11 protein-coding genes are annotated in these 13,254 nt (G+C 64.2%); 8 read left to right on the forward strand and 3 right to left on the reverse strand.

All coding sequences use genetic code 11. The annotated features are described in order from the left end of the window. Positions 1-27: 27 nt before the first annotated feature. The 3 genes from E6B08_RS25440 to E6B08_RS25450 form a co-directional block, all read right to left on the reverse strand. A complete protein-coding gene (locus E6B08_RS25440; protein WP_136916495.1) occupies positions 28-969 on the reverse strand; it encodes an AEC family transporter in 942 nt (313 codons plus the stop codon). Between the two features lie 216 nt (positions 970-1,185). Further along, positions 1,186-1,746 carry a response regulator transcription factor gene (locus E6B08_RS25445; protein ID WP_136916496.1) on the reverse strand — a complete coding sequence of 187 codons (561 nt, stop codon included), beginning with the start codon at positions 1,744-1,746 and terminating at the stop codon, positions 1,186-1,188. Then, positions 1,746-3,002 carry an ATP-binding protein gene (locus tag E6B08_RS25450; protein ID WP_136916497.1) on the reverse strand — a complete coding sequence of 419 codons (1,257 nt, stop codon included), beginning with the start codon at positions 3,000-3,002 and terminating at the stop codon, positions 1,746-1,748. The genes E6B08_RS25445 and E6B08_RS25450 overlap by 1 nt, the downstream gene beginning before the upstream one ends. Before the next feature lie 202 nt (positions 3,003-3,204). Here E6B08_RS25450 and E6B08_RS25455 point away from each other — a divergent pair, with 202 nt between their 5' ends. The 8 genes from E6B08_RS25455 to E6B08_RS25490 all read left to right on the forward strand — a co-directional run bounded on the left by E6B08_RS25455 (position 3,205) and on the right by E6B08_RS25490 (position 13,088). Continuing rightward, entirely contained in the window at positions 3,205-3,921 is a 717-nt protein-coding gene (locus E6B08_RS25455; protein WP_136916498.1) for an SIMPL domain-containing protein, read from the forward strand. Between the two features lie 300 nt (positions 3,922-4,221). Next, positions 4,222-5,847 carry an ABC transporter substrate-binding protein gene (locus tag E6B08_RS25460; protein WP_136916499.1) on the forward strand — a complete coding sequence of 542 codons (1,626 nt, stop codon included), beginning with the start codon at positions 4,222-4,224 and terminating at the stop codon, positions 5,845-5,847. 229 nt (positions 5,848-6,076) lie between these two features. Beyond that, positions 6,077-7,450 carry an OprD family porin gene (locus E6B08_RS25465; protein ID WP_136916500.1) on the forward strand — a complete coding sequence of 458 codons (1,374 nt, stop codon included), beginning with the start codon at positions 6,077-6,079 and terminating at the stop codon, positions 7,448-7,450. A 74-nt stretch (positions 7,451-7,524) separates the two neighbouring features. Further along, positions 7,525-9,120 (forward strand): ABC transporter substrate-binding protein, encoded by a 1,596-nt coding sequence (locus E6B08_RS25470; protein WP_136916501.1) that lies wholly within the window; start codon positions 7,525-7,527, stop codon positions 9,118-9,120. 75 nt (positions 9,121-9,195) lie between these two features. Further along, entirely contained in the window at positions 9,196-10,206 is a 1,011-nt protein-coding gene (locus tag E6B08_RS25475; RefSeq protein ID WP_136916502.1) for an ABC transporter permease subunit, read from the forward strand. Between the two features lie 8 nt (positions 10,207-10,214). Further along, positions 10,215-11,141: an ABC transporter permease subunit gene (locus E6B08_RS25480; protein WP_136916503.1), complete on the forward strand. Its 927-nt coding sequence runs from the start codon at positions 10,215-10,217 to the stop codon at positions 11,139-11,141. A gap of 10 nt (positions 11,142-11,151) precedes the next feature. Then, a complete protein-coding gene (locus tag E6B08_RS25485; protein WP_136916504.1) occupies positions 11,152-12,120 on the forward strand; it encodes an ABC transporter ATP-binding protein in 969 nt (322 codons plus the stop codon). Then, positions 12,120-13,088, forward strand: a complete 969-nt coding sequence (locus E6B08_RS25490) for a peptide ABC transporter ATP-binding protein (protein WP_136916505.1) — start codon at positions 12,120-12,122, stop codon at positions 13,086-13,088. The genes E6B08_RS25485 and E6B08_RS25490 overlap by 1 nt, the downstream gene beginning before the upstream one ends. The last annotated feature ends 166 nt before the right edge of the window (positions 13,089-13,254 follow it).

Raw genomic sequence — 13,254 nt, forward strand, 5'->3', positions numbered from 1 at the left:
TTGTTGCTGTTGTATGCAGTCGAGGATCTAGATCCATCCGCCCCACTGCAAGATGAAAATGCCGATGTTGGTGGTGATCGCCGCCATCAATGTAGTGATCACGATGATCGACGCGGCCAGCTCGTGGTTGCCATTGGCCGCACGGGCCATGACGTAGCTGGCAGCCGCGGTGGGGCTGCCGATGTACAGGAACAGGATGCCCAGCTCGGCACCACGGAACCCGCAGAGCCAGGCGCCGAGCGTGCCGATCAGCGGCAGCCAGACCATCTTCACCAGGCTGGCATCGATGGCCAGCTTGCCGCTGTCGCGCAGCGCCGTCAGCGACAAGGTGCCGCCGATGCAGATCAGCGCCAGCGGCAGGGTCATCTGCGCCAGGTAGTCGCCCGAGGTGAGCAGCCAGTTGGGCAATGGTACCTGGCCGTAGGCCATTGGCGTCGCCACCAGCACGCTGATGATCAGCGGGTTGCTGAAGATGCTCTTGCAGATGCTCCACGGGTCGGACTTGAGGTCCGGGCTGTACACCGCCAGCACCACTGCCGACAGCGAGTTGTACATGAGGATGACCAGGCCGGCGAGCACTGCTCCCAGGGAAATGCCGTAGTCGCCATAGAGGCTGGCGGCCAGGGCCAGGCCGATCACGCCATTGTTGCCGCGAAAGGCTCCCTGGGTGTAGATGCCCCGGTCGGCCAGCGGGCTACGCCAGATCGCCAGGCCCCAGGCCACTGCGAAGCCGACCAGGGTGGCGGCGACGAAATAAAGGATTACCCCCGGTTTGACTGCCGCAGCCAGGTCGGCGTGGTAGATACCGAGGAACAGCAGCGCCGGCATGCAGACGTTGAACACCAGCTGCGAGGCGACACGGTTGAAATTGTCGTCGATGAGGTGAATGCGTTTGAGCAGAATGCCCATGAACAGCATGGCGAAGACGGGCGCCGTGATATTCAGCGTCTGGATGAGAAGGGCGAGCATGCGCAAGCGGTCCTGAGGAAGGGTTGCCGTTTAAGGGGCAGATGATACGCCAACGCGTCAGGAAATGCGGGGATCTAGGGGGATAAAATAAGCATCTTGCCTGTGCCGACCTCTTCGCGGGTAAACCCGCTCCTACAGGAGCTGCACAGTTATCAGCAGCAGAGCATCTGTAGGAGCGGGTTCACCCGCGAAGAGGCCGGCATGGACCGCAACGGATCAGCGCCGAACCGGCCGCTTCTGCAGTTTGCGCTGCAAGGTCCGGCGGTGCATGCCCAGCGCCCGGGCGGTGGCCGAGATATTGCCCTCGTGCTCATTGAGCACGCGCTGAATGTGCTCCCACTGCAAACGGTCGACCGACATCGGGTTCTCGGGGACCAGGGTATCGAGGTCGGTGTGCTCGGACAGCAACGCCGCCAGCACATCGTCGGCATCGGCCGGCTTGCACAGGTAGTTGCAGGCCCCGCGCTTGACCGCCTCGACCGCCGTGGCGATGCTCGAATAACCCGTCAGGATCACCACGCGCATCTCTGGATCCAGCTCCAGCAGCTTGGGCAGCAGCACCAGGCCCGAGTCGCCCTCCATCTTCAGGTCCAGCGCCGCATAGTCAGGCAGGTCCTGCTGGGCCAGCTCCAGCCCTTCCTCGGCGGATCCGGCAGTGCTCACGCGGAAACCGCGGCGGCTCATGGCGCGCGCCATCACCCGGGTGAAGGTGGCATCGTCGTCCACTAACAGCAGGTGCGGCAGTTCTTCGCCTTCGACCTGGTTTTCGTCACTCATCATTCATCTCCTCGCTTGCCATAGGGCAGGCGCAGTTCGGTGAGGGTGCCACCCTGTTCATGACTATAGAGTTTTACCGAACCGCCCGCACGCGTAACGCTGGCCTTGCTCAAGAAAAGGCCCAGGCCGAAGCCCTTGCCTTTGGTGGTAATAAAGGGTTTGCCGATGGCCTCGGCAATGGCCGGCGGCACGCCCGGGCCATGGTCGCGAATGCTGATCAGGATGTCCTCGGCGTCCCAGTCCAGGCGCACCTCGAGATCGTCCGGGCAGGCATCGGCGGCGTTGTTCAACAGGTTCAAAAGGGCCTGGGTCAGGTCTGGCGGCGGCGTCAGCCGTGGTACCTGGCCGTCACGCAGACGCTGGAAGCGGTAGCTGGCCTCGGGGCGCATCAGGTGCCAACGGTTCAGCGCCTCGTCCAGCCAGGCGGTGACGTCCTGCTCGCCGATGTCCAGGCGGCGGTTGGCCTCGGCGGCGCGCACCAACTGCTGGAGGGTTTCCTTGCACAGCTTGACCTGGTCCTGGAGGATCGCCAGGTCTTCCTGCAACTGCGGGTCGGCGTGATCCTGGCGCATCTCGTTGAGCAGCACGCTCATGGTCGCCAGTGGGGTGCCCAGCTCGTGCGCCGCCCCCGCGGCCTGGGTAGCCACCGCCAGCAACTGCTCGTCACGCAGGCTTTCTTCACGGCGCTCGGCACGCAATTGCTCCTGGCGGCGCAACTCCTCGGCCATGCGCGCGGCGAAGAAGGTGATCACCGCGGCGGCCAGGGCAATGCTCAGCCACATGCCATAGACCTGCATCTTGTCCCGCGCCATCGGCAGCCCTTCGAGCGGGTAGAACTGCACCAGCAACAAGCTGTAGGCCGTCAGCGCGATGCCCGACAGTATCAGCGAATACAGCCAGGGCAAGGTCACCGCGGCAATCGCCAGCGGCACCAGATAGTAGGATACGAACGGGTTGGTCGAGCCGCCGGAGTAATACAGCAACGCGCTGTGGATCAGCAGGTCGCAGGCCAACTGCAAGGCATATTCGAGCTCGGTGACCGGCAACGAAAGGCGCAGGCGCAAGGCCGTGAAGGCGCAGAGGATCGACGACAGCGCCAGTGTGGCGGCCAGCGACAACCATGGCAGCGGCAGCAGGTCGGTCCAGTAGGCGACGCCCACGGAGCCGGCCTGGGCAGCCAGTACCAGCACGCGGATGACGGTCAGGCGCCAGAGATTCTGGCGAGTAGCGGACAGCGGTTGTACGGCAGCGAGCATGAGCTCTCCTGATGAGTGCTCCAGGAAAATCGGCTGGAGTATACCGAAGCCGGGCGCATCGCTGCAGCGATGCGGCAAAGCGCCACACTTTGTCACAGGTTCATGATGGCACTTTTGAACCCACTACACGGGTGTCGGTCTGATGGGCCATGCGTGGAATGGAAGACCTCGAACCACGCCCTTCATTGCCAAGGAGTAACACATGCCAATCCCACGTCGCGGCGCCGCCCTGATCCTGTCCTGCGGCCTGCTTGCCAGCCTGCCGGCCCTGGCGGCCGACGAACCGCGCTACAACCAGATATCCCTGCGCGCCGAAGTGAGCAAGGAAGTGGCCCGCGACCTGATGGTCGTGACCCTCTACAGCGAAGCGCAGAACGCCGACCCAGGCAAGCTCGCCAAGCAGATCACCGAAACCATGAACAAGGCGGTGCAACAGGCCCGCCAGGTCAAGGACGTGAAGCTCAGCCAGGGCAGCCGCAACAGCTACCCGGTCTATGACAGCAAGGGCCAGAAGATCACCGGCTGGCGCGAACGCGCCGAGCTGCGCCTGGAAAGCGCGGACTTCCCGGCGCTCTCGCAACTGACCGCCGACCTGCTGCAGGAGTTGAAGATGGGCGCCATGGACTTCTCCATCGCCCCCGCCACGCGCAAGTCCAGCGAAGACGCGCTGCTCAAGGACGCGGTCAACGCCTTCAAGGCCCGCGCCCAACTGGCCACTGAAGCACTGGGTGGCAAGGGCTACAAGATCGTCAGCCTGAACCTCAACAGCAGCGGCTACCCCCGCCCTTACCTGCGCAGCGCACCGATGGCCATGAAATCCATGGTCGCCGACGAAGCGGCCCCGGCGCCGGACATCGAAGCCGGCACCAGCGAAGTCAGCATGAACGCCGACGGCTTGATCGAAGTGCAGATGCCCTGATCACTGCTGCCGCCCCCGACCCTAAGGGGGGCGGCAATTTCAGACCTTTCCGGCGCACAATTCGGCTGCGTCCTACAGAAAACCCCAATTAGAAACATCCCGAAAACTCCTGCATTTTTGCCACGCAAACGTTCAACTTCGGCAAAAATTACATGGATGCGACATCCATGTACGTCCGTCCTACTTTTTACCTGCCGACTATCCTTCTGAGGATTGCATTGGGGCATCCCCCTGCATAAGGATCCGCAGGTCGGCTCACGAGGCCACCTCGCATTCAACAATGACAACAATGAGGCCACCATGCTCAAACATGCAGTCATTCCGTTCCTGCTCGGCGCAGGCCTGATCGCCCAGACCCCAGCCGCCCTCGCGGCGTCCAACCTGGTGTTCTGCTCCGAAGGCAGCCCGGCAGGCTTCGACCCAGGGCAGTACACCACCGGAACCGACTTCGACGCCTCGGCCGAAACCGTGTTCAACCGCCTGACCCAGTTCGAGCGCGGCGGCACCAGGGTGATTCCAGGGCTGGCCACCCAGTGGGAGGTGTCCGACGACGGCAAGGTCTACACCTTCCATCTGCGCGAGGGCGTCAAGTTCCACACCACCGACTATTTCAAGCCCAGCCGCGAATTCAACGCCGACGACGTGCTCTTCACCTTCGACCGCATGCGTGACAAGAACCACCCGTTCCGCAAGGCCTACCCCACCGAGTTCCCCTACTTCACCGACATGGGCATGGACCAGAACATCGCCCAGATCGAGAAGCTCGACGAGCACACCGTGCGCTTCACCCTCAACCAGGTCGACGCCGCGTTCATCCAGAACCTGGCGATGAGTTTCGCCTCGATCCAGTCCGCCGAATACGCCGAGCAACTGCTCAAGCAGGGCAAGGCCGCCGACATCAACCAGAAGCCGATCGGCACCGGCCCGTTCGTGTTCAGCAAGTACCAGAAGGACGCGCAGATCCGCTTCAAGGGCAACAAGGACTACTGGCAGCCTGACGACGTGAAGATCGACAACCTGATTTTCGCCATCACCACCGACGCTTCGGTGCGCATGCAGAAGCTGAAGAAGAACGAGTGCCAGATCACCCTGTTCCCACGCCCGGCCGACATCGAGCCGCTCAAGGCCGACAAGAACCTGCAGATGCCGGATCAGGCTGGCTTCAACCTCGGCTACATCGCCTATAACGTGATGGACAAGCTCAAGGGCAGCAGCGTGCCCAACCCGCTGGCCGAGTTGAAAGTACGCCAGGCACTGGACATGGCCGTGGACAAGAAGAAGATCATCGAGTCGGTCTACCAGGGCGCGGGGCAGTTGGCGGTCAACGCCATGCCACCCACCCAGTGGTCCTATGACACAAGCATCAAGGATGCGCCCTACGATCCGGAAAAAGCCAAGCAACTGCTCAAGGAAGCCGGCATCAAGGAGGGTACCGAGATCACCCTCTGGGCCATGCCCGTGCAGCGCCCCTACAACCCCAACGCCAAGCTGATGGCCGAGATGCTCCAGTCCGACTGGAGCAAGATCGGCATCAAGGCGAAGATCGTCAGCTATGAGTGGGGCGAGTACATCAAACGTTCCAAAGGTGGCGAGCAGGGCGCCATGCTGATCGGCTGGAGTGGCGACAACGGTGACCCCGACAACTGGCTGGGCACGCTCTACGGTTGCGATGCCATCGACGGCAACAACTTCTCCAAGTGGTGCTACAAGCCCTACGACGACCTCATCAAGCAAGCCAAGGCTACCTCCGACCAGGCCAAGCGTACCGAGCTGTACCAGAAGGCCCAGCACATCCTCAAGGAACAGGTGCCGATCACGCCGATCGCCCACTCCACGGTCTATCAGCCGATGAGTGTCAAGGTGCAGGGCTTCAAGATCAGTCCCTTCGCTCTGAACTCGTTCTACGGCGTCAGCGTGGCCAAGTAACCCGCCGCCCTCCCCAACCCTGAAACCTTGCCGCTTCGGTGCCTTGCGCACCGGGGTCGGCGAGCCGTTGCCGGCAATCCGGCTCCCTACTGCCCGCACGGAGGCGACGGCTGTGGGAGCCGGCTGGCCGGCGAGAGGCCCATGCGGCGATCCCGCACGGCCTCTGCGTCACCTCGCAGCCGGCCATAAGGCTCGGCGAACACTAGAAAGCACGAAAGGGAGCTTCATCTTGAAACCATTCACCTTCACTGCACTGGCCCTCGGTGCACTCTCGGCCATGGCCCAGGCCGAGCCACAAAGCCAGGACTTCTTCCCGCTCAGCCTGAAAACCACCCGCGAGCAGGACCAGGCCAAGGGATTCATCGACGGCCAGAGCCTGTCTGGCAGCACGCGCAACTGGTATTCCCGCGAACGCGCCACCCGCGCGCCGCTGTTCAGGTACTACAAGCACGACGGCAGCCCGCACGATAGCCACAGCCGCGACAACTGGCTGCAGGGCACCATCCTGCGCTACCGCTCGGGGTTCACCCAGGGCACCGTAGGCTTTGCCGTCGAAGCCGCCGGCTACAACGCCATCGCCCTGGAACGGGGCCGCGCCGCCGTGGCCGGGCCGAACAACCGCACCCTCACCCACAGCGACGGCGAGCCCCTGGACCAGTGGAGCAAGATGGGCCTGGGCAACGTCAAGGCCAGGATCGGCAACACCACCCTGACCCTCGGCCGGCAATCCGTCGACACGCCGATGATCGCTGAAATCGGCAACCGGGCCCTGCCCTCGAGCTTTCAGGGCGCCTTTCTGCACAGCGCCGAATTCGACAATCTGTCCTTCGACCTGGGCACCTTCGACCGCGTCTCGCCGCGTTCCGAACAAAGCCTGAGCAAGTTTCGCAGCGAATACGGCGCCACCGGCGTGGAAACCGACCGCGCCAGCACTGCCGGCGTCAGCTACCAGCCTCTGCAGAGCCTGACCACCAGCCTCTACGCCACCCGCGCCAACGACTTCTGGAACCAGTACTACTTCGGCGCCAGCCACGTGCTGGGCGACAGCGCGGCACTGAGCCTGACCACCGGCCTCAATTACTACAAGACCGTGGACCAGGGCAGCCGCAAGCTGGGCCAGATCGACAACGACACCTACAGCCTGTCGCTCGGCCTGACGCACCAGGCGCACACCTTCACCGCTGCCTGGCAGCAGGTCGACGGCAACGAGTACTTCGACTACCTGCATGAAACCAACGGCATTTTCCTGGCCAACTCACTGCTATCGGACTTCAACGGCCCGAACGAGAAATCCGTGCAGCTCTCCTACGTCCTGAACATGGCGCCCTATGGCGTGCCGGGGCTGAAGTTCAACCTGTACAACGCCCGCGGCTGGGGCATCGACGGCACTCACTATCGCGGCACGGCCTACGACGTCCGTGGCCTGGACGGCGAGAGCCATTACGAGTGGGGCATCGGCACCAGCTACGCGGTACAGAGCGGCCCGCTGCGCGACACCAGCATCCGCGCCACCTACACCGCGCACCGGGCCAGCAAGGCCCAGGCCGACGGCAGTCTCGACGAATTGCGCATCGTCACCACCATACCGTTCGACATCCTCTGATCGCTGGCGCCAGGGCCCGCCACCATCCGGGGCCCTGGCAGCTACGCTGGAAACAACGCTCACTGGGAGGTTTCATGAATTCACCCGCATTGCGCGCCCTTCTCGCCGCGCTCATCCTTGGCGCCGCCGGGCAGACCTCGGCCAAGCCGCTGGTGGTGTGTACCGAAGCCAGCCCGGAAGGCTTCGACATCGTCCAGTACACCACTGCGGTGACCGCCGATGCCTCGGCCGAGGCGGTGTTCAACCGCCTGGTCGACTTCAAGCCAGGGACCACCGAGATCGAGCCGGCCCTGGCCGAGCGCTGGGACATATCCGACGACGGCCTGACCTACACCTTCCACCTGCGCCAAGGGGTGAAATTCCACACCACCGACTACTTCACGCCGACCCGCGACTTCAATGCCGACGACGTGTTATGGAGCCTGCGCCGCCAGCTCGACCCCAACCACCCGTGGCACGACAAGACCAGCGCCGGCTACCCGTACTTCGAAAGCATGGCCTTCGGCCAACTGCTCAAGTCGGTGGACAAGCGCGACGCATACACCGTGGTGATCACCCTCACCCGCCCGGAAGGCCCGTTCCTGCGGGACATGGCCATGGGCTTCACGTCGATCTACTCTGCCGAGTATGGCGACCAGTTGCTCAGGACGGGAAACACCGGCGACCTCAACAGCAAGCCGATCGGCACCGGGCCGTTCATCTTCCAGCGCTACAACAAGGATGCCCAGGTGCGCTACAAGCCCAACCCGGATTACTTCCGTGGCAAACCACCGAGCGATGCGCTGATCTTCGCCATCGCCACCGACAACAACGTGCGCCTGCAAAAGCTGCGCGCCGGCGAGTGCCAGGTAGCGCTGTACCCCAAGCCCGGCGACGTGCCATCGATCAAGGCCGACCCCAGGCTCAAGGTCGTCGAAACCTCCGCGCTGGTCACCGGCTACATCGCCATGAACACCCAGCATCGCTACCTGGGTGACGTGCGCGTACGCCGGGCACTGAACCTGGCGTTCGACCGCCAGACCCACGTCGACCAACTGTTCGGCAAGGGCAATGCACTGCTGGCGGTGAACCCGTATCCGCCGAGCATGATCGGCTTCAACACCGAGAACCGTAACCCGCCACGCGACCTCGAACAGGCACGTGCATTGCTCGAACAGGCCGGGGTGCCGGAGGGCACGGTGCTGACCCTGTTCACCCGCAATGGCGGTGGCCCGACCAACCCCAACCCGCGCCTGTCCGCGGAAATGCTCCAGGCGGACCTTGCCAAGATCGGCATCCGCCTCGACATCCGCGTGATGGAATGGGCCGAGATGCTGCGCCGCGCCAAGAACGGCGAGGCCGATCTGGTATCCAGTGGCTGGGCCAGCGACAACGGCGACCCCGACAACTTCCTGACCCCGCTGCTGAGCTGCGATGCGGCGAAAACCGGCGAGAACTACGCACGCTGGTGCAACTCGAAGTTCCAGGACCTGATCACCCGCGCCCGCGCAGTGATCGACAACGACGAGCGCGCAAGGCTCTATGCCGAGGCATTGAAGGTGTACGATGACGACCAACCCTGGATCGGCATGGCCCATCCGAAGATGTTCACCGCCATGCGCGACAACGTGGAGGGCTACGTGATCAGCCCCCTGACCAACAACAACTTCGCCACCACCCGGGTGAAGTAGAACAACAACGACCGCCGGCAACCCACGAGGGGACTGGCGGCACTGCCTGACCGGCCGATTGAGGTAACCCCGACAATGTTGAGTTTTATTGCCCGGCGCCTGGGCCTGCTGATACCGACCTTCTTCGGTATCACCTTGCTGACCTTCGCGCTCATACGCCTGATCCCCGGCGACCCGGTGGAAGTGATGATGGGCGAGCGCAGGGTGGATCCCGAGATGCACGCCCAGGCCATGGAGCGCCTCGGCTTGAACAAACCGCTGCCGGTCCAGTACCTGGACTACGTCGGCAAGCTTGCCCACGGTGACCTTGGCGAATCGCTGCGTACCCGCGAGAGCGTATGGACCGAGTTCCTCACGCTGTTCCCGGCCACCCTCGAACTGTCGCTCGCCGCCCTGCTGTTCGCCGGCACCTTCGGCGTGCTGGCCGGGGTGATCGCCGCGCTCAAGCGCGGTTCGCTGTTCGACCATGGGGTGATGGGTATCTCGCTGGCCGGCTACTCCATGCCGATTTTCTGGTGGGGCCTGATCCTGATCATGTTCTTCTCCGTCAGCCTGGGCTGGACACCGGTGTCCGGGCGCATCGACCTGCTCTACGACGTCGAGCCAACGACCGGCTTCATGCTGATCGACACCTTGCTCAGCGACGAGGAAGGCGCGTTCAAGGACGCGGTCATGCACCTGATCCTGCCCGCCATCGTGCTGGGTACCATCCCCCTGGCGGTGATCGCGCGCATGACCCGCTCGTCGATGCTCGAGGTGCTGCGCGAGGATTACATCCGCACCGCGCGGGCCAAGGGCCTGTCGCCAGCCCGCGTGGTGTTCGTGCACGGCCTGCGCAACGCGCTGATCCCGGTGCTGACGGTGTTCGGCCTGCAGGTCGGCACACTGCTGGCCGGCGCGGTGCTGACCGAAACCATCTTCTCCTGGCCGGGCGTCGGCAAATGGCTGATCGAAGCCATCGGCGCCCGTGACTACCCCGTGGTCCAGAACGGCATCCTGTTGATCGCCTGCCTGGTCATCCTGGTCAACTTCGTCGTGGACATCCTCTACGGCTTGGCCAACCCACGCATCCGTCATCAGCGCTGAGGCCTCCCATGACCAGTCCGACCGTAAAAACCGTCGCGCCGGCCCAGCCGGTGGACACCAGCCTGCTCTACCCCTCCCCGTTCAAGGAGTTCTGGCAAGCCTTCGCCCGCAACAAGGGCGCGGTGCTGGGCCTGGCCTTCATGTGCCTGGTGGTGTTCTGCGCACTCTTCGCGCCGTGGGTGGCACCGCACGACCCCAGCGAGCAATACCGCGACTTCCTACTGACCCCGCCCGTGTGGCTCGAAGGCGGCAGCTGGCAGTTCGTGCTGGGCACCGACGAGCTGGGCCGCGACCTGCTCTCGCGCCTGATCACCGGGGCGCGCCTGTCGCTGCTGATCGGCCTGTCGTCGGTGGTGATGTCGCTGATCCCCGGCATTCTCCTGGGCCTGTTGGCCGGCTTCTTCCCGCGCCTGCTCGGCCCGTCGATCATGCGCCTGATGGACGTGATGCTGGCCTTGCCGTCGCTGCTGCTGGCGGTGGCCATCGTCGCCATCCTCGGCCCTGGCCTGATCAACACGGTGATCGCCATCGCCATCGTGTCGTTGCCCTCCTATGTGCGCCTGACCCGCGCCGCGGTGATGGGCGAACTCAACCGCGACTACGTCACCGCCGCGCGGCTGGCCGGCGCCGGGCTGCCACGGTTGATGTTCGTGACCGTGCTGCCCAACTGCATGGCGCCGCTGATCGTGCAGGCCACCCTGAGCTTCTCGTCGGCCATTCTCGACGCCGCAGCCCTGGGCTTCCTCGGCCTGGGCGTGCAACCGCCGACGCCGGAGTGGGGCACCATGCTGGCCTCCGCGCGCGACTACATCGAGCGCGCCTGGTGGGTGGTGAGCCTGCCGGGCCTGACCATCCTGCTCAGCGTGTTGGCAATCAACCTGATGGGCGACGGCCTGCGCGACGCGCTGGACCCGAAACTCAAGAACGCCGCCTGAGGAGCACGCCATGTCACTGTTGCAGATCAAGAACCTCAACGTGCGCTTCGGCGACGCCGATGCCGTGCCGGTAGTGGACGGACTCGACCTGGCGGTGGATGCCGGCGAGATCCTGGCCATCGTCGGCGAGTCCGGCTCGGGCAAGTCGGTGACCATGATGGCCCTGATGGGCCTGATCGAGGCCCCCGGGCGCATCAGCGCAGACGCCCTCGATTTTGCCGGCACCGACATGCTCAAGCTCAGCGCCCGGCAGCGGCGCAAGATCGTCGGCAAGGACATCGCCATGGTCTTCCAGGACCCGATGACCGCGCTCAACCCCAGCTATACCGTGGGCTTCCAGATCGAGGAAGTGCTGCGCCAGCACCTTGGGCTCAAGGGCAAAGCCGCCCGCCAACGGGCCCTGGAGCTTCTGAAAAAGGTCGAGATCCCAGCCCCGGAAAGCCGTCTGGACGCCTATCCGCACCAGCTTTCAGGCGGCATGAGCCAGCGCGTGGCGATTGCCATGGCGATTGCCGGCGAGCCGAAACTGCTGATCGCCGACGAGCCGACCACCGCCCTGGACGTGACCATCCAGGCACAGATCATGGAGCTGCTGGTGCACCTGCAGGAGGAGCGCAACATGGCGCTGATCCTGATCACCCACGACCTTGCCGTGGTCGCGGAGACTGCCCGCCGCGTGTGCGTGATGTATGCCGGCCAGGCCGTCGAGGTGGGCCAGGTGCCCGAGCTGTTCGACGTTCCCGCGCACCCGTACAGCGAGGCATTGCTGGCGGCGATCCCTGAGCACAGTATCGGTGCCGAACGCCTGGCCACCCTGCCGGGCATCGTTCCCGGTCGCTACGACCGGCCGCAGGGCTGCCTGCTGTCACCGCGCTGCCCCTATGTGCAGGACGACTGCCGGCAGCAACGTCCGGCCCTCGATCCCCAGGCCCACAGCCTGGCACGCTGCTTCTACCCGCTGAACCAGGAGGTGGCCTGATGGCTGTGGTACTCACCGCGCGGGAGCTGACCCGCCATTACGAGGTGTCCCGTGGGCTGTTCAAGGGCCATGCCCTGGTGCGCGCACTCAATGGCGTGTCGTTCGAACTGGAGGCCGGCAAGACCCTGGCCGTGGTCGGCGAGTCCGGCTGTGGCAAATCGACCCTGGCACGTGCCCTGACCTTGATCGAGTCGCCCACCTCCGGTTCGCTGCAGATCGCCGGTACCGAGGTGGCCGGTGCCAGCAAGGCCGCCCGCAAGCAATTGCGACGCGACGTGCAGATGGTCTTCCAGAGCCCCTACGCCTCGCTCAACCCACGGCAGAAGATCGGCGACCAGTTGGCCGAGCCGCTGCTGATAAACACCTCGCTGAGCAAGGCCGAACGGCGCGACAAAGTTCAGCGAATGATGGAACAGGTCGGTCTGCGCCCCGAGCATTACCAGCGCTACCCGCACATGTTCTCGGGCGGTCAGCGCCAGCGTATCGCCCTGGCCCGCGCGATGATGCTGCAGCCCAAGGTGCTGGTGGCGGATGAGCCGACGTCGGCGTTGGACGTGTCGATCCAGGCGCAGGTGCTGAACCTGTTCATGGACCTGCAGAAGGAATTCGACACCGCCTACGTGTTCATCTCGCACAACCTGGCAGTAGTACGTCACGTGGCCGATCAAGTGCTGGTGATGTATCTCGGGCGTCCGGCGGAGATGGGGCCAAAAGAGGATATCTACGAAAAGCCGCTGCATCCGTATACCCAGGCCTTGCTTTCGGCAACGCCGGCGATCCATCCGGACCCGATGAAACCGAAGATACGCATCGCTGGGGAGTTACCTAACCCGCTGAATCCGCCGGATGGTTGTGCGTTCCACAAGCGTTGCCCGTACGCCACCGAACGCTGTGCCAGCGAAGTACCGGCGTTCCGGCCGGTGGGCACGCGACAGGTGGCGTGCCATTACGCGGAGCAGTTTCTCTAGATCCCAGGGGGCGCTGTGCGCCCCTATCGCGACGCAAGGCCGCTCCCACAGGTCATAGGCAATTGCTGTGGGAGCGGCCTCGTGTCGCGATGGGCTGCGCAGCAGCCCCAACGATCTCAATGCATGAAGAACCAGATCAGAATGATCACCGGAATCGGAACGCCAA

The organism is Pseudomonas putida, from assembly GCF_005080685.1.
In the GTDB taxonomy this organism is placed as follows: Bacteria; Pseudomonadota; Gammaproteobacteria; order Pseudomonadales; family Pseudomonadaceae; genus Aquipseudomonas; species Aquipseudomonas putida_V.